Origin of the sequence: Dyella sp. EPa41, assembly GCF_016586165.1 — a bacterium.
Taxonomy (GTDB): Bacteria; Pseudomonadota; Gammaproteobacteria; order Xanthomonadales; family Rhodanobacteraceae; genus Dyella.
Genome location: NZ_BCPR01000020.1, coordinates 35,246 through 53,408, shown reverse-complemented (window position 1 = coordinate 53,408; position 18,163 = coordinate 35,246). Strand labels below are relative to the sequence as shown.

13 protein-coding genes are annotated in these 18,163 nt (G+C 59.7%); 12 read left to right on the top strand and 1 reads right to left on the bottom strand.

Annotated elements, in window-relative coordinates; translation table 11 throughout:
• Positions 1-43: 43 nt before the first annotated feature.
• The 9 genes from JMF82_RS08825 to JMF82_RS08785 all read left to right on the top strand — a co-directional run bounded on the left by JMF82_RS08825 (position 44) and on the right by JMF82_RS08785 (position 11,171).
• Entirely contained in the window at positions 44-1,516 is a 1,473-nt protein-coding gene (locus JMF82_RS08825) for a flippase (protein ID WP_201314157.1), read from the top strand.
• Positions 1,509-2,534, top strand: a complete 1,026-nt coding sequence (locus JMF82_RS08820) for a glycosyltransferase (protein WP_201314156.1) — start codon at positions 1,509-1,511, stop codon at positions 2,532-2,534. The genes JMF82_RS08825 and JMF82_RS08820 overlap by 8 nt, the downstream gene beginning before the upstream one ends.
• A gap of 253 nt (positions 2,535-2,787) precedes the next feature.
• Positions 2,788-4,002 carry a glycosyltransferase family 4 protein gene (locus JMF82_RS08815; RefSeq protein ID WP_201314155.1) on the top strand — a complete coding sequence of 405 codons (1,215 nt, stop codon included), beginning with the start codon at positions 2,788-2,790 and terminating at the stop codon, positions 4,000-4,002.
• Positions 3,999-5,429, top strand: coding sequence for a hypothetical protein (locus JMF82_RS08810; protein ID WP_201314154.1), 1,431 nt, complete (start codon positions 3,999-4,001; stop codon positions 5,427-5,429). The genes JMF82_RS08815 and JMF82_RS08810 overlap by 4 nt, the downstream gene beginning before the upstream one ends.
• Positions 5,430-5,617: 188 nt before the next feature.
• Complete coding sequence (locus JMF82_RS08805; RefSeq protein ID WP_201314153.1) at positions 5,618-7,003, top strand: hypothetical protein; 1,386 nt, start codon at positions 5,618-5,620, stop codon at positions 7,001-7,003.
• Positions 7,000-8,013: a glycosyltransferase family 1 protein gene (locus JMF82_RS08800; protein WP_255559968.1), complete on the top strand. Its 1,014-nt coding sequence runs from the start codon at positions 7,000-7,002 to the stop codon at positions 8,011-8,013. Before JMF82_RS08805 ends, JMF82_RS08800 begins: the two co-directional genes overlap by 4 nt.
• 20 nt (positions 8,014-8,033) lie before the next feature.
• On the top strand, positions 8,034-8,969 hold the full coding sequence (locus JMF82_RS08795; protein ID WP_201314151.1) for a glycosyltransferase: 936 nt from the start codon (positions 8,034-8,036) through the stop codon (positions 8,967-8,969).
• A 9-nt stretch (positions 8,970-8,978) separates the two neighbouring features.
• Entirely contained in the window at positions 8,979-10,004 is a 1,026-nt protein-coding gene (locus JMF82_RS08790) for an NAD(P)-dependent oxidoreductase (RefSeq protein ID WP_201314150.1), read from the top strand.
• Between the two features lie 861 nt (positions 10,005-10,865).
• Entirely contained in the window at positions 10,866-11,171 is a 306-nt protein-coding gene (locus tag JMF82_RS08785; RefSeq protein ID WP_201314149.1) for a HigA family addiction module antitoxin, read from the top strand.
• A 196-nt stretch (positions 11,172-11,367) separates the two neighbouring features.
• On the opposite strand, the gene JMF82_RS08780 is transcribed toward JMF82_RS08785, so the two are convergent.
• Positions 11,368-13,185: an SLC13 family permease gene (locus JMF82_RS08780; RefSeq protein WP_201314173.1), complete on the bottom strand. Its 1,818-nt coding sequence runs from the start codon at positions 13,183-13,185 to the stop codon at positions 11,368-11,370.
• Between the two features lie 449 nt (positions 13,186-13,634).
• Between JMF82_RS08780 and JMF82_RS08775 the strand changes: the two genes are divergently transcribed.
• The 3 genes from JMF82_RS08775 (at position 13,635) to JMF82_RS08765 (ending at position 18,131) form a co-directional block, all read left to right on the top strand.
• Positions 13,635-14,237, top strand: coding sequence for a fimbrial protein (locus JMF82_RS08775; protein WP_201314148.1), 603 nt, complete (start codon positions 13,635-13,637; stop codon positions 14,235-14,237).
• A 92-nt stretch (positions 14,238-14,329) separates the two neighbouring features.
• Positions 14,330-15,067 carry a fimbria/pilus periplasmic chaperone gene (locus tag JMF82_RS08770; RefSeq protein ID WP_201314147.1) on the top strand — a complete coding sequence of 246 codons (738 nt, stop codon included), beginning with the start codon at positions 14,330-14,332 and terminating at the stop codon, positions 15,065-15,067.
• Positions 15,068-15,365: 298 nt separating this feature from the next.
• Positions 15,366-18,131: a fimbria/pilus outer membrane usher protein gene (locus JMF82_RS08765; RefSeq protein ID WP_201314146.1), complete on the top strand. Its 2,766-nt coding sequence runs from the start codon at positions 15,366-15,368 to the stop codon at positions 18,129-18,131.
• Positions 18,132-18,163 lie beyond the last annotated feature (32 nt).

Here is an 18,163-nt window from a genome sequence, read left to right as displayed (position 1 = left end):
ATATCAGGAATCCGAATGACCTGATGATCGCATTCGCCGCGAATTGAGCCTGTTGTTCATGTCTCCCTCTCGACAGCGCTCTTTTGCGCACGGCATTGCCTGGAACCTGGCGGGCGCGGGCATACCGCTGGTCTTTGCCTTCCTCGCGATCCCGATCCTTCTGTCGGGATACGGCAACGCACGCTTCGGTTTCCTCACCATCGTCTGGTCGTTGATCGGCTACTTCAGCATTTTCGACTTTGGCATCGGTCGCGCGCTGACGAAGGTTGTGTCGGATCGCATAGGTGCCGGAAGCACGGGTGACATCGGCGACATCACGGCCACTGCGCTACGGGTGATGTTGCTGCTCGGCGTCCTAGCGGCCGTGATCATTGAATTGGCGGCGCCCAAGCTTGTGGGCCTGTTGAAGATCGATGCATCGCTGCTGAGGGAGGCCGTCGCCAGTTTGCGGATCCTGGGCGTCAGCATTCCCTTTGTCATCCTTTCCGCAGGACTCATCGGCATTCTGGAGGCCCACAATCAATTTCAGTCGATCAACACTATCCGACTGATGATGGGGTTGCTCAATTTCGCCGCGCCTTTGGTGATGCTGCACTGGTCGAATCACTTGGTGCCGGCGACAATCTCACTTGCGATCTCACGGGTGGTCACCACCAGCCTGTACTTCACGAGGGTTGGTCGGCTGGAGTCGATCAGCACGTCGTCGCGAAGCTTTGAAAAGCGCCATATCCGTGAGCTCCTGGGTTTTGGCGGCTGGATCACCGTGAGCAACCTGGTCAGTCCGTTGATGGCGCAGTTGGACAAAGTGGTCATCGGGGGTGTGGTGGCGCTGGCGTTACTGCCGTTCTACTCCGTGCCTGCCGATCTGGTGAACCGCTTCAGTTTCGCGCCTATTTCGATGGTCGGGGTTTTCTTCCCAGCCTTTGCAGCAACCTGGGCGTCACGAAATCGGGCCGCCCTGCCGCCCATGTATGCCAGCGCCAGCAAGGCCATGTGTGCCGCGATGCTTCCCGCTGCCCTTTGTCTATATGCCTTCGCTTCCGAGGGCCTTGGCGTTTGGATGGGGCACGACTTCTCCGTGCGATCGGCCCCCTTGTTGCGCTGGCTCGCGGTGGGTCTGCTCGTCAACAGTATGGCGCGCATTCCGCATGCGTTTCTCCAGGCCATAGGAAGACCGTCCGTTACCGCCAAACTTCACATGCTCGAGCTGCCAATCTATGGCGGAGGGCTGTGGTTGCTGCTAACGCACTTCGGCATTCTCGGCGCGGCCATTGCATGGACCGGCCGAATGACTCTGGATTTCCTGCTCTTGGTGGCATGCGCCAATGTCGCGTTTCCGGAATTGGCGAAGAAGTCGCTCTTGCTGATTTTCGCCGTTTTCGCGGGTATTTCCCTCATGCTTGGCGTCGGTTCGGTGGGACCGATGTGGCTCAAAGTACTTGCGGCTTCCTTGATCTCCGTAACCAGCCTTGGTTATGCGTTCGACACCTTGACCCAGATCCGCCGCCATGACTGACGTCGCTGTAATGGATCGAGCTGCCGCCACAACCCTGGTGACGGTGACCTATGGGGATCGCATCCACTATCTCGAGGAATTGCTGAGGCGCGCTTTCGATATCGAGCGCCTGGGTCAGGCGGTGATCGTCAGTAATGCCTCGCGTTCGAACCTCGCGTTGCTGGAGGAGAAATGGGGTTCCCGCGTTCTCGTCGTTCGGCTTGCGGAAAATACCGGCTCCGCCAACGGTTATGCCGTCGGCATCCAGACTGCGCTCGACAACGGTGCCAGCTATTTGTGGCTTATGGACGACGACAATGCACCGAAGCCGGGTGCCCTTGGCGTTCTCCATCAAGAGCTAAGGCGCCTCACTGCGGAAGTGCGGCGTGATTGTGCGGCCGTGCTCGGTTTCCGTCCGGATCATCAGGCCGACATCGCATCGGGCGTTACTGCCTCCAAAGCCGTTCCGCTTCGCTCCAGTTTCTTTTGCTTCCATTACCGCCAGATCCCGTTCAAGGTTTGGCGGCGTGTGCGCCGCAAGAGGCCATTGTCCGCCGGGCCTCAGGCGCGCGTGAGGCTTCCCTACGCCCCTTACGGTGGTCTGCTTGCGGAGCGTCAACTTTTTGAACGCATCGGTTTGCCCAGGCGCGAGTTCGTGCTGTATGCGGACGACACCGAATACACCTATCGCATCACAAGCGGCGGCGGTGCCATTGAGTTGATTACTGGCGCGGAGCTTGAAGATCTGGAGGGTTCTTGGAATCTGAAAGATCGATATCCAAATTCTTTCATCGGCTGGCTTAGGGGCGAGTCTGATTTTCGCGCCTACTACGCTTCGCGCAATCAGGCTTGGTTTGATCGCCACGTCTGGGCCACCTCAAGGCTCGAATATTGGATCAACAGAGCTCTCTTTTTTACATTGTTGAATTTCTTCTCCAGCCGTACGGACAGCGCAGCACGCTTAAGTCTATTGCGGCGAGCCATCCAAGAGGGTGAAACGGCGATGTTGGGCGTTGACTCCGATTTTCCGCTGTCATGAGCTTGGCATCCCACATTTCCCATGAGGGGCACGCAACTTGTTGGTGCGCCGTTCGAGCTGCTAAGCGGCGGGAGGCCCGCAGATTTCTTCGCTTTGCGGCCGAGTCGCAGAGTTTTTTTGAGCAGCGACGTGGCACATGGACTTCACAGTCCAGGCATGAGGTATGGATTGGATCGATCAAGCTCCAAGACCAAACACTTGTCCCAAGTGCAGCCCCGGGGAAAGCATCGATTTTTAAAGGTTGCAACAGAGCATGAAGATCCTATTTGTACACGCGCTTGCTGATCCACATGCGGGCGGCGGCGCCGAAGTAACCATCTGGACACTGATGCGCGCGATGAGGGATCTTGGGCATGAGTGTGTGCTTCTGGCGGCCTCTGACAAGGAAGGGCTGCGGAAAGAGGTGCGCGAAGGCGTGACCGTCTATAGCGCGAAACTTAAGAACCTCTACCTCCCCAAGCACAATGAGCAGCGACCGGTGGTGCAGAAGGTGCTGTGGCATGCGCTGGATTCGTCTAATCCTTTCATGCAGGGATTTCTAAGGGAGGTCGTTGCCTCAGAGCGACCGGACGTCGCTTCGGTCCACTGCCTCAATGGTTGGTCCGCGCTATCGATGCGCACGCTGAAAAATGCGGGTGTGCCAATCGTGCAGGTACTGCACGGATACGAATATGTATGCGTCAAGGCCACGATGCATCGGGGAGGCAAGAACTGCGCATCGCAATGCGCATCCTGTCGCCTTTTCAGGTTACCGCATCGTCGCTTCAGTCGATATGCAAATGCTGTCGTCGGTGTGAGCCGCTTCACCCTTGAGCGTCATTTAGAGCAGGGCTACTTTCAGAATGTGGCTATCCGCCGCGTTATCCATAATGCGCGCGATCCGCGAGGTCTAGGCTTGGATGAAGTAGCCGCCACGCGTTCACCAGGTCAACCGCTACGCATTGGCTACATCGGTCGCCTTGATCCAAGCAAAGGCCTTGAGTTGTTACTGCAGGCCTTCCAAGACGCTGACCTCGGTGATGTGCAGCTGTGGATCGCAGGCAATGGTCAACCTGATTACGAGAAATTACTGCGTGCCCAATGGGCATCCGAAAGGATCCAGTTTCTTGGTCGGATGGCTCAGCGCGATTTCTATCCCAGCGTGGATGCCACTGTTGTTCCATCTCTATGGGAAGAGCCATTAGGCATGGTAGTTGCGGAGAGCATGGCTTTCGGCAAGCCGGTTATTGGGTCACGGCGAGGTGGCATCTCTGAAATGATCAAGGACGAGGTTAATGGCTTTCTCTTTGATCCGGGAAACGTCAAGGAGCTTTCTTTTGCGATGCGGCGAATGGTGCGTGAGTCTGTCTTGAGGGCTGGAATGGGGGAGGCTGCTCGTGAAACCGGAAAGTCATTCATTGACCCGCAGGGCTGGGCACGAAAGTACGTTGAGTTGTACGAGGCAATCTCCTTGGTAGCGAAAGCGTGAGTGATTTGAACGTGGGAACCCATCATCAGGATGCTCCTGGAGGGCAAGAGAAGATGGCCTTTTTAGGGGCGTCGTCTCATTTCCAGCGGCAAGTGACACGCCCAGACGGCATGGCAAGCGGTAGCCAACAAATCATGTTGCAGCAAGGTGACATGTTTGTCCTTATGACGCTTTTTGTATTCCTGATATTTGAAGTGCTCCAAGGACCGTTGCGTTACTACCTTTCCAGCATGGGGGGCGTGGTCCTGGCCTATGTCCCTAAAGGCTTAATGCTTCTCGCTCTAGTCGCGCTGGTTGTTAGAGTTCTGTGGAAACTGCGCCTCGACAAGACGGTTTTGGCTACAGGTGCAGTATTCGCGCTGTTCGTGCTGGTTGGGATCTATTACACACACCGCATCAGTCAGCCTTTGATGGGTGTTTTCGCGTTGATGCCAATGCTATTTGGTGTCGTCGCTGAGCCCGCCATTTCAAGGTTCGGTGAGCGGATTCTTCCGTACGCCATCGCGCTCTGGCTGTGTGTAGCCATTGGTGTAGGGTACAACTACTTTCATACGATGCCCTGGACTGGTTTTTCCTATCAGTTGGGTGATGCCGAAGTCGAGGTATCGCGTGATTGGACTTATTTCGGTGTCGAGCGCATTGCAGGTTTCGCCCGTGCTTCCTTCGAGGCGGCCATGCAGTTGCTTGTTCTCGGACTGGTTTGTTCAGTACTACTGAGGAATAGGGCGCTCGCATTTTCCGTGTGGGTAGCGACGGGAGTGCTTATCGCCATTACCACGACGAAGACAACGCTCGGCCTCTACTTCGTTCTGACCATCCTATTGCCCCTGCTGGTGCCGCGCGCTGCGCCGGGCGTAATCAAGCGAACGGTAGGAAGGGTTGCTCCGTTCGTTCTGGCTCTTATTGGCGTCCTGCTTCCGGCAAGCACACAGTTTTCCAAAATTGGATCCAGCTTCGCCAATCAGGATTCTGGAACGCTCCTTGTTTCATTCGGTATGCGACTGGCCCAAATGTGGCCGGACACATTCACCATGATATTCAAGCACGGCAGCATGCTTTTGGGGCGTGGTCTTGGTGGAATTGGAGCGGCACAGAAGATATTCGAACCAGACTTCTATTCGCCTGCCGACAATGTGTACCTGTATCTATACGCCACGTTTGGAGTCCTCGCCCTAGCCATCATCTGGGCGTTCACTCGTGCGCTGAGTCGGCTGAAATTCGCCGGCAATCGCATGGCTACCCTCTTTTGGTTCCTGGGTATTTCCATCCTGATGGAGGGTTGGACCGTGAGTTGCGTCGAAGGTGGTACTACGGCCATCGCTGCCGGCTTGACGGCTGCATTCAGCATTCGCCTGACGAAAGGTGGTTACTTTCGTCGCAAGAAAGTTGTTTCCGCGGGTCTTGCAGAGAGTATCCAATGTCCGTGAGAAAAAAGAATCGAGGCACTCAAGCCCTGTTGGTACTTCTGTTGTCCATCGCATCGGGCGCTTGCACGGTTTCTGGTGGGGAAGTACCCGCTTTGAGTCCTGCGGACATCGCTCAGTTTGTGGCGCCGGCAGGAGCTGACCTCTCATTGACGTTCTTGGCAGATACGGACACTTGTACTCGGAACATCGTGTATACCGTACAAGACTATACGGGTGCGGAAGAGACGAAGGGTTTTGTGCATTGCCAGCCAGCTGGCAACAAGGTTGAGCTTCCGATAAACCTGCGTCGTGGTTATCACGAGGTGCGCTTCCCCGAGCTAAATTCAGTTTTCGGCGTCATTGCGCTCGATCGCACAAACGAGCGTGTATCAGACTTCTTCGGCCTGGATACCGCCTTTTCGTATCTGGAGCGTTCGGCCGACTATCGTGCGCAGTTTGTCGGACAGTTGTCCCGCCTGGGTATCGGGACAGTGCGTGATCGCATTACATGGAATGAACTTAATCCTGCCACGGAAGGGTGGAGTGGTCACGGTCAGCATCAATTCGACGAACTTCGCCACCTTTACGCCAAGGCCGGAATCAAGGTAGTCGATGTACTGCAGGGCCTTCCCGAGAATCCTGTCGGCTACTTCCCTTCCTCCGAGTCGTCCGTTGCGACGGTTTCTCAAATAGCTGCGCATTGGGGCAAAGTTTGGAGTGGTGTAGAGGTTGCCAACGAACCCGATCACAATCGTACTTACGACAAATTGTCGTCTGAAGAGAAGAGGGTCTACGAGCAGCAGTACGCAAGTTATGCCTCGTTTGCGTCAAAGGACATCAAGAAGGTTGCACCGTCCGTGCCCATTGTCGGAGGAGCATTCGCATTCGCCTTGGCAGGGGACAAGCTGGACTCTTCCGGTTTTGCCGACGGTGTTGCTGGTGTCGGACTCCTTCGGTTCGTGGACGCCATCAGCTTCCACACGTATGTGAAAGCGAAAACATTGCAGAGGGATATCGATTCATTCAGGCGTTGGCTCCATCGTTCAGGCGCTCCTGACATGCCGCTTTGGATAACGGAAGCCGGTTGGTCCTGGAAACGAGGGCCAGAGCGTCCTCCTCTGGACCAGGATCAGGCTTCTGCACTTCAGATCGCAGCAAAGGCCGTTGTGGCTTATGCAATGGGCGTCAAGCGCTACTACCCGTTCGTATATCCGTATTACGAAGAGAAAGAAAAAAACTTTGGCATGACGGGCAAGGAAAGAACGCCATTGCGAAGCTTGGCTGCCTACGAGCAGGTGGCCAAGGCGCTCTCCGGTGCGCGCGCCTTAACCTCTATTGGCGACCTGGCTGGCGGCGGCTCCGGGGTACTGCTTGAAACGCCTAAAGGCGCGGTGATGGTGATGTTCGAGGGTGAAGCCAGAAGTGGCCAGTCGTCGTTCAATCTGCCGTTTCCAGTGCTGAAAGCTGAAGGCATCGACGGGCGACCTTTGCAAGTTGCAAATGGACAACTTTCTCTTGCGGATGGCCTGACCTATGTCTGGCTTGCGGAGAGGGATGTGCCCAAGGCGAAGGAAATGCTAGAGAAGGCGCGATGAGTAACCTCATTATCGCGGCCGATCTTCGGTGGCCGGAAGGCACGGGTATTGGCATATGTCAGAACCAGTATCTAGCACGAGCACCGAAAGATATCGGGCTTCATGCGTTGCACCTTAGGTTCCGGATTGGCCACCCTGCCTCGCCATTTGAGGTAGGGGCAAGGTTGTCCCTGCAAAAGTATAAGAGTCACGTATTCTGGAGCCCAGGGTTCATCCCTCCGGCTTGGTCAAGCATTCCGAGCGTGGTGACGGTGCACGATCTGACCCATCTGCACTTCTATTCACCGTTTCACGCGCGATACTACGATTTTGTGCTGAGGCCAATGTACCGTCGGTGCACGGCGATCATCTGTGTATCCGAATTCACGCGAAACGAATTTATCGAGTGGTCGGGTGTCGATCCGTGTCGCGTTCACGTCGTGCATAACGGCGTAACTGCCGATTATCACTCAGACATCGAACCGCACCGCCCTGGCTATCCGTACATCTTCTATCCCGGCAACAAGCGGTCCTACAAGAATCTGGACATGTTGCTGCGCGCCTACGCCTGTTCCACTCTTCCAGGGCTCGGCATCAAAGTTGTGATGACCGGTACGGCCACGCCGGAGTTGCAGTCGACCATCAATGCCCTAGGGATCGAGGGCGACGTGGTCTTTCTGGGCTTCGTTCCCGATGATCGGCTGCCGTCTCTATATCGAGGCGCCGAATTTACCGCGTTCATTTCGCAGTACGAGGGGTTTGGGTTGCCGATCGTTGAGTCGATGGCCGTTGGCACACCTGTATTGACTTCCAACGTATCGTCCATGCCCGAAATCGCCAGCGACGCAGCTCGGATCGTGTCGCCTTACGACCGGGACGAAATTGTTCAGGCCATGGACGAACTTGCTTCCAATTCAAGGCTGCGTGCCACTTTGACCGGCAAGGGATTGGATCGTGCCTCTGCGTTCTCATGGGATCGTGCTGCTGCAGCCACTTGGAACGTCATTCGTTCCACGGCGGGCAAGTCTTGATCAGGCAGGCTGGATCGCCCATGACCTTTGAAAGCAATCGTCCGACCTGCACTGTGCTTATGGCTACCTACAATGGTGGTCTTCACGTGGCGGAACAGCTCGATTCTGTCCTGTCCCAGGAGGTCGCTCCGCGACAGGTAGTCGTAGGAGACGATAATTCAACGGACAATACGGTCGAAGTTCTCTCCGCTGCCAAGGTCGCCAGTTGCCTTCGCATCATTCGTTACCCCCAGTCGTCGGGCGGCGCTGGTCAGAACTTTCTGCGCCTGCTCGCTGACACCGACTTGGCAATGTCCGATTTTGTAGCGTTCTGCGACCAGGACGACGTCTGGAGCCGGGACAAGCTTTCACGAGCTATCACCTCGCTCAATCGCGAAGACGCAGACGGCTATTCGTCGGCTGTCACCGCTTTCTGGCCAGACGGCCGCGAACATGTACTTCGCCAAAATTCGCGCCAGACCGATCTCGATTTCTTGTTTGAAGGCGCCGGCCAGGGTTGCACTTTTGTGTTACGCGGTGGATTTGCTCGACAGGTTCAGCAATTCGTGCGTGAAAACAGGCAGCTTCTAGGCAATATTCACTACCACGACTGGTTGATCTACGCGGTATCACGCGCACTCGGTAAGCGCTGGGTATTCGATCAGGTGCCTTCAATGCGTTATCGCCAACATGGCGGCAATGACACTGGAGCCCGTGGCGCATTGGCCGGTGTGCGAAAGCGCCTTGGCTTGATTAGCGATGGATGGTACGCCAGCCAGATACGGCAAATGATGGTTGCCGTATCGGCGTTGGATAGCACCAGAGCTGTCATCCCATCGGATTTCCTCGTTGTTTGGAATCGCAAGAGTGGGCCGGTGCGCCGCATCCGACTGGCGCGCATGCTCGTCAGACGAGGACGTCGCCGCTTCTCAGATCGGGCCGTGCTTGCTGTTTCGGTCCTGCTTGGCTGGCTTTAGGGGATTGACATGACCTGTGCAGTGATCTTTGGAGGCTCCGGTTTCATCGGCTGTTTCTTTGCTGACTATGTGTTGGCCAACAAGCTGTTCGATAAGGTCTATCTGTACGACTTGGAATCGTATAGGGAAAAGCCGTTCCCGTACCGCGCCGATTTGTTGGGCAAGTACGCGGAAAAACTTGAGTATGTGCAGGGTGACGTACGTGATGTGATCGCGTGGAAGCCGCTTGAGCCTGTTGGCTTTGTCGCCAATTTTGCGGCAGTACACCGCGAGCCGGGTCATGAAGATTGGGAGTACTTCAAGACCAATCTCTATGGTGCGGAGAACGTGACGGTCTGGGCATCCGAGGTCGGGTGCACGAACATGGTCTTCACCTCGTCGATTTCGCCTTACGGCCTTAGTGAGGACGTAAAGGACGAATCTACCTTGCCCGTGCCCGTAACGGCTTATGGTTCATCCAAGTTGGCGGCAGAGAAGATTCACCTCGCATGGCAGGCCGCGGACAGCGCTCAGCGTAAGCTCGTCATCGTCCGTCCCGGTGTGGTGTTCGGCCCGGGCGAAGGCGGGAACGTTACTCGCCTGGTGAAGGCCGTTCGCAAGGGCTATTTCTTCTATATGGCCAACCGGAGTACGCGCAAAGCTGGCATTTATGTGAAGGAGCTTTGCAACGCGATCTGGTGGGTGCACCAGTTGCAGCTGAAGCGGGGGAATGGCGTGCTCCTGTTCAATGGCTCAATGAACCCGGGGCCGACAATTTCCGATTACGTTGCTGCAACGTGTGAGGTCGCTGGCATCAAGCGCTTCTTACCAAACATGCCCTATTTCTTGTTGCTGTCCGTCTCTTACGGTATCGAGCTGATAGCTCGGCCGTTGCGTATCAGTCATCCTTTCAGTCCAGTTCGTATCCGAAAATTGGTGCGATCCAATAATGTTCTGCCGAACTTTCTGGTTGGCAACGGCTATCCGTACCTTTACACGCTGGAAACTGCGATGGAGGATTGGAAGCAAAATTGTCCGCAAGAATGGAACTGGTAGCAGGCAGAACTCGGCGCGTTCTGGGGATGATTTCGTACTTCAGCGAGACGTCAAATGGATCGCCACCAGGGTCCACAACAGCTGTCAGAGCGCGCTTTCATTCAGTACGTTACGCTGACCCTCGGCTCCGTACGGGAACGAGACTGACATTTTGTGAGCCTGAGGCTGTCACGCTCACCCGCGGACAGGCGGACACTCTTCTCGCCTAAACCTGACAGACGGCGCGCATCCTGCTTGTTAGGGTCAGGCAGTCGTTCGCGTTGTCGTGTTGAAGGACACCGCGAATGACCATGGCTACCAAGTCATGAGGCGCGGGCCGTGAGTGCTAGTAACACCCACGACCCGCTAACCATCACCAACTTCGGAAGAGTTGATCATGGCTACCCGCGATCATACGGTATGCATTCGCCCGTCCGTTCCCCTGGATGGCACCTTCGCTTCTTCATCTGGCGGCTCGCCGCACACGCACGCGGCATGGCCCGGTTTCCTGCGTTCCTGCATCCGCTGCGACATCACTCTGGCGGTGCTTACTCTCACGCGATTGCGTTATGGCAGCGAGCAGTGGGCCTCAAAGCGCAGGCGCAGGGATTTCCTCGCAAACCACTGGAATGGCCGCTTCCCCGATCGTTGCGGCCAGCCTGGGCACTGCCATTCAATGCCTCCAGCAATACGCTAGCCTGCTCGGTCACGAGCCCCGAGTGAACACGCCACGCGTCCGATGATCGTCCATGCGGCGCATCGGCCTGCATGGCGATGCGCCGCACCCTGGCGATCACTGACACAGCCACTAGGCATGCACTGACACGGACGGTTGTAAGCGCCCGCCCGTTCTGCAGGCGTGTCTGACAAGGAAGCGAAGCCATGGAACTGATCCAACTCTCCCCACGTATGGACGTGGATCCTTCACTGCCCCTGCGCGCGCCCGGCGAAGTGTTGCTGCTCGACTACATGCTCCCGGCAACGATGAATCCCTCGCAACTCGCCCGCCGTACGGGCATCCGGGCGCCGAACCTCAGGGAGTTCCTCACCGACGTCCGCCCCATAAGTCCCCGGCACGCGATGCGGCTTGCCATCGTGCTGGACACATCCCCGCTCTACTGGCTGGTGCTGCAGGCCCGCTACGAACTGGCTCGCGAGGGGCAGCGCGACCCCACATTCTGTCGCTAGGTGCTCGCACCACATGCAGAAAGGAGCCAGCGCCGTTCGCATGGGGCGGCATCCGTTCTTGCCTTGGTTGCCGTGAAGACTGCGCCATGCGCGTTGCCCTCGACACTCGCAGGGTATGACTGGGTCTCTTGGGATCAATCGTGGGGAGTCGTGGCGGGCGACGAGGTTGAAGCGCTTCCGAACTTTGTTGGTGCGCTTAGTGATACATCAAATTGATCGTCACCAACGTCAACACCAACACGATGGCAGTGAGCGGGAGGCCCACGCGCAGGAAGTCCTTGCCGCGATAACCACCGGGACCGGCGACCATCATCAAGGCCGGGTGGCCTGAGCTGAGCAGGAAGGTGTTGGAGGAGGAGACGGCGACGATCAGCGCGTACGCCGACGGGTTGTTGCCGGTGGCGACGGCGACGCTGATGGCGATGGGCACCATCATCACGGTGGCGCCGACGTTGGACATCACCTGCGAGAACAGCAAGGTAAGGATGGCCAGCGCCAGTTGCAGGATCCAGTGGTTGGTGTGGCCCAGGTGCTGCAGCACGACCTGCGCCAGCCACGCGGCGGCGCCGGTGGCGTCCATCGACCAGCCGAGTGGAATCAGGCAGGCGGTGACGAAGATGGTTTTCCAGTTGATGGCCTTGTAGGCCTCGTCCATGTTGAGCACGCCGCTCAGCAGCATGCCGATCGCGCCGGTCATCATCGCCACGGAAAGGTCGAGATGCGTGAACAGGGCCAGGCACTTGGCCAGCACGAAGAAGCCCACGGCCTGCCAGATCTTGCCGGGGCGCTGCTCTTCCTTGGGAACGTCGGTGACGACCACGAGGTCGCGGTCTTCGCTGGCCAGGGCGAGGTCGCGCCAGCTCGAGTGCAGCACCAGCGTGTCACCGGCGCGCAGGCTCACCGAGCGCACGTCGTCGCGATACACCTGGTCGCCGCGGTTCACCGCCAGCACCGAGATGCCATAGCGCTTGCGCAGGCGAAGGTCGCCGACGGTCTGCTTGAGGAAGCGGGAGCTGGGCGGAATCACCGCCTCCGAAATACCGGCGCGCGTGGGATTGAACAACTCACCCAACTGGCGCATGCGGGGTGACAGCTTGCACAACTGGTTATTGGCGAACTGGTTGAGTTGTTCGCGCGGGCCCAGCACGCCAAGTACCGAGCCGACCCAGATGACGTGGTCGGCGGGTGGCGCCATGCGCGCGTCGTTGCCGCTCTTGATGGCCAGGATCAGCGGCGCGCCGTACAACTGCTCCACTTCGCCAATGCTCATGCCGACCAAGGGGCTTTCCGCCGTGACCGTGAGCTCGGCGGTCTCGCCGACGATGCCATAGGTGTCCGCGAAGTAGCTTTCGGTGCGGCCCGGCGTCACCTTCAGGCGCTCGTCTTCCCGTTCCGGCAGCAGCTTCTTGCCGAAGAAATAGAAGAAGCCGACGCCGGTGAGGGCGAGCACCAGGCCTACCGGGGTCACGCTGAACAGGCCGAACTTCGGAATGGTGTGCGCGCCGGCGGGCAGGTTGGCGTTGGCGCTGGCCACCAGGTCGTTCAGCACGATCAGCGGCGAATTGGCGATCAGCGTGGTGTTGGTGGCGGTCAGGATGCAGAACGCCATCGGCAGCAGCAGCCGGGAAAGCGGCACGCCGGTGCGGGCCGCCAGGCGGCTGGTCACCGGGATCATCAGGGCAGCCAGGGCCTGGCTGGGGATCACCGCGCTGAACAGGCTGGTGACCAGGTTGATGACCACGCCCAGGCGCGACTCCACGCCGCGGGCCATGCGCATGACGAAGTTGGCGGTGAGTGAAAGCACGCCGGCACGGTCCAGCCCCGCGCCCATGATCATGATCGCGATGATCGCGATGACGGCGTTACCGGCAAAGCCGTTGAACACGCGCTCCGAAGGGATCAGGCCGGTGAGGCCGATCACCACCACCACCAGCAGGGCCACCATGTCGGCGCGGATCCACTCCAGCACCAGCATCAGCATGGTGAAGCCCACCAGCCCGAGTACCAGGATCATTTCGGGGGTGAGTGCGAGTCCCACTAGCGGGCGTCTCCTTCGCTTGCGCCTGTCGTCAAGGTCGCCCCGGGAAAGAGACAGGGCAGGGGGAGGCGTGATGGGTCACTCACGCGGCGGCATATTCTTGTTGAGATGCGCCGAGTATAAGCGTGACGAGCGGCCCCGGGTGAATTCCGGCTGGACGCCATGCCCGAATCCGACCTCGCGGGCTGTACGCCTGCGCCGACGCCGCAAATCGGGCGCATATCTCAGATTTGTCCCGAAGAATCCGGCCACCCGCCCGTGGGTAAATGGCCATGTTTCGCGGTGCCTGCCGCGAAATGGCGACGTAGCCCGTTGGGGAAAAGACCCCGCGTTTTGGTGGGGAAACCCGGCCATCCCGGTGCTCTCCGACCTGGCTCGTCTGCGAATCCATCGCTCCAACTTCCACTGAAGGACCAACCACGCTTATGAAGAAGACGCTTATCTCGACTGCCCTGGCCGCAGTGCTCGGTTTCGCGACGCTCACCCCGATGGTCGCCCGCGCCAGCGACGGCACGATCACCTTCAATGGCGAGATCACGGACACCACCTGCACCGTGACCGGCGGTGGCGCCGCCACCGGTAGCGGCAACATCACCGTCACCCTGCCGATCGTCAGCGCGTCCGCGCTGGCCAATAGCGGCCAGACCGCGGGCGATACCCGTTTCTCGCTCATCCTGGGTGGCGGCACCAACTGCACCGACGGCAAAACGGCCGCCCTGTGGATCGAAACCACGCAGACCCCGGCCCTGGACACGGCCACCGGCGCCCTCAGGAACCAGGCGTCCGGCGGCGCCGGCAACGTGCAGGTGCGCATGGTCAACCCGGCCAACAACCAGCCGATCAACCTGGGTATCAATGCCGCGGTCACCAGCGGTGCCTCCGTCATCGCCGCCAACAACCAGCCGGCCGCCACCATCAGCGGCAACACCGCCACCCTCGACTATGTGGCCCAGTACCTGGCCAATGGCGGCGCGGCCACGCCGGGCGCGGTCACCACCTACCTGACCTATTCGATGCAATACAACTGAGCTTCCGCGCAAGCGTCATCGGCAAGGCCGATGCCTCGGCCTTGCCCATTTGCCGGCCACATCTCGCTATCCACGCATTACGAGAGCAGTGCATGAAAGCCCTCCATCGCGCCCTGTGCGCCGTTGCCGCCACCGCCGCGAGCTTCAGTTGCGCCCATGCCGGCGTCACCATCAACGGCACGCGCGTGGTGTTTCCCGCCGAGCGGCGCGAAGTGTCGTTAAGCATGGTCAACGACGGCAAGGAGGCACGCCTCATCCAGGCCTGGGTGGACACCGGCGACGCCAGCGAGCGTGCCGAATCCAGCAAGGCCCCGTTTCTCATCACGCCACCCATGGCACGCGTCGACCCCGGCAAGGGCCAGACGCTGCGCATCCTGTTCACCGGCACGGCCAACCCGCCGCAAGACCGGGAAACGGTGTACTGGCTCAACGTGCTGGAAATCCCGCCCAAGCCCACGGCTGGCGGTGATGCGGCAGAGAACTACATGCAACTGGCCGTGCGTTCGCGCATGAAGTTGTTTTATCGCCCGACGGGCCTGCCGGGCTCCGCTGACAGCGCACCGGGCCAACTGGCCTGGCGCCTGGTCGGTGAAGGCAACGGATACGCCGTGGAGTGCACCAACGACACGCCTTTCAACGTTTCCTTCAGCGATGTGTCGTTCAAGGGCGCGCCCCAGAAGGCATCGGTCAACAAGGGTGGCATGTGTCCTGCCAAGGGCAAGGAAACCTTCCCCCTGTCGGGCAGGCCCGGCGCCGAGCAGAAGCTCGTCGTCACCGTCATCAACGACTACGGCGGCTTCAATGCGCACGAAGCAAGTTACACGCGTTGATGCCAGCGCACCAAGAAAGGTGCCGCCATAGCCGGCCGACCAACGCTTGGGCGCGCAGAGGGTTCAGACCAGAACTTTCGGCCGCCATCCAAGGTTGCTTCCGCCAGTCCGCACTTCTTCCGATGAGGTCGCGCCAGGCGTGGCCCGGACGGGAGCCGTTTGCCTAAAACCATCTGTGACACACATGAATGCGACTCCCTCCAAGCGAGGTCATCCCTTGTCCATCGCCGGCTCCCGCCGGTTTCACGCGGCACGCCCACGGAGGCTGGCCTGGTGTGTGGCACTGGCCTTGGGTGCAATGCCCGTTGCCGTATTTGCCGCGCGCGCGGAGGCACCCGCGGGGACGTCGCTCGAACCCGCCACGCCGACACTGCCTGCCATGGTGGCGCCCGGTATCGTTGAATTCAGCCCTGCCTTCACGGGTTCCAGCCAATCGGTCGATGTCTCGCGCTTCGAGAAGGGCAACCCGGTACTTCCCGGCAGCTACAACGTCGACCTTTTCGTCAACGATGGCCGCGTCGCGCGCAAGAACATCCTTTTTCGCGCGATCGCAGGTGGCCAGGTTGCGCAGCCGTGCTTTGACTACGCCACCCTGGTGCAGATGGGCGTGGACACGGCCAGGCTGGACCCTCAGGTCGCCCATGCGCAGAGCACCTGCATCAACATCAAGGATGTCAGCCCCGACGCCACCGCGTCGATGGACGTCGGCCAACTGCGCCTCGACGTGTCTATCCCGCAGGAATCCTTGCGTCGCCAGGCGCGCGGCTATGTGAGCCCGGATCTGTGGGACCAGGGCAAGGCCGCTTTCCTGCTCGGCTACAACTTCAATGCCTACTCGCTCGACCAGAGCTACAGCGGATCCCGCACACAGGCTGGCGGCACGGCCGTCGGCATCGATGGCAGCCAGGTGCAGGTGCAGGGCTCGCAGTACTACACGCCCGGGCCAGGTGGCAATTACGTGCCCAGCGCCACCGGCGACTACATGCTCGGCACGCATGGCCAGTACGTCCCGGTCCAGCGTGGCACCTTCGTGCCGATGCAGCGTGGTGGCTACAGCAGCAACGACATCAATGCCTATCTTGGCCTCAACCTTGGCATCAATGTCATGGGGTGGCGCATTCGCAGCCAGGAGACGACCCAGTGGGACCAGCGGACGGGTCGCACGCAGTGGACCAACATCAACACCACGGCCACGCACGACATCACGCGCTGGAAGGCCCAGTTCACCGTCGGCGATGGCTACACCCAGGGCGTCGTCTTCGACACCACGCCGTTCCGTGGCATCACCCTGTACAGCGACGATCGCATGCTGCCCGATTCGCAGCAGGGTTACGCACCGGTGGTGCGCGGCACGGCCAACACGCAGGCGCGGGTGGAGGTGCGCCAGAGCGGCAACCTGTTGTACCAGACCACGGTGGCTCCCGGCGCGTTCGTCATCAACGACCTTTATGCGACGGGTTATGGCGGCGACCTGACCGTCACCGTATTCGAGGCCGATGGCAGCGTGCACGGCTTTCTCGTGCCTTATTCCGCCGTACCCATGCTATTGCGCCCGGGTATCAGTCGTTGGGCCATCACCGACGGACAGGTGCACAACACGGCGTTGCGCAACGACAAGCCCTATTTCGTCGAAGGCACCTATCAACGCGGCATCAACAATGGGCTGACGCTGTACGGCGGCGCGCAGTCCACCTATCGCAACCTCTATCACGCGTATCTGGGTGGCGCCGCCATCAATACGCCGATCGGCGCGTTCGCACTGGATGTCACCCATTCGAACACCACGTTCAAGGGCGCGACATCGCTGTCCGGCTACAGCACGCGCGTGTCGTACTCCAAGGTGATTCCGTCCGCCGGCACCACCTTCGCCTTGGCGTCGTATCGCTATTCCAACGGCAACTTCCTGTCGCTGTCGGACGCCGTCATCACCCAGGACCTGATGGCGTCCATGCACACCAGCAAGCTTGACGCGGTCAGCCTGATGCGCTCGAAGCAGCGCCTGAACGTGACGGTCAACCAGAACTTCGGCGACAGGTACGGCCAGCTGTACTTCAACGGTTCGCGCAACACCTATTGGCAGGGCATGCCCAGCGCCACCACCTACCAGCTCGGCTACAACAACAGCTATCGACGGGTGAGCTTCGGCATCACCGCGGGGCGCACCTATACCACGGGCCCGATGTACAACGGGTCGCACTACGACAACCAGTTCGGCGTCAACCTGTCGATCCCGCTGGGTGGCCCATCGTCCCGCAGCGCTCCCATGTTGCAGTTCTCCGCCATGCACGACGACGTCATGGGTGATAGTGACCGGGCCGGCGTCAGTGGCACGTTTGGAAAGGACAACCAGTTCAACTACGGCGCTTCGGCCTCGTACAGCGATTACGGCAACCGCCGCTCGCAGACCACGGGCAGCGGCAACCTGGGCTGGCAGGCGCCGTATGCCAGCCTCAATGGCAGCTACTCCTACTCGAACCACTACCAGCAGGCATCGGTCAGCGCTGCGGGTGGTGCGGTGGTTCATGGCGGCGGCATCACGCTGGCGCCGCAGCTGGATCTCAACAGCGCCATCGGCGTGATCGAGGCGCCCGACGCCAGGGGCGCGCGCGTGTCGAGCAGTGGCCAGGCCACCGTCGATGGTCGCGGTTATGCCGTGGCCACCAACCTCATGCCCTACCGCATGAATGACGTCACGCTCGATCCGGTGGGCACGTCCATTGACGTGGAGTTGCAGACCACGCGTCTGCAGACCGCGCCTCGCGTGGGCGCCGTGGTTCCGCTCAAGTTCGCGACGCTCAGCGGGCGCGCCGTGTTGATCCGTGCGACGCAAGCCGATGGCAAGGCCATCCCGCTCGGTGCCGAGGTGTTCGATGCCGGTGGGCAGAGCGCGGGCATCGTCGGCCAGGGCGGGCAGTTGTTTGTGCGTACCGCAGACGCTAGCGGCGTATTGGACGTGCGGTGGGGCAACGACGCAGGCAAGCAATGCCGGGTGAATTACCAGCTGCCTACGGGCGCCGGTGACCGGCGGTCCGGCATGGAGATCATCGATGCCATCTGTCGATAAACAACGCGCGGGAACTTGCCTGGTTCCCTGGT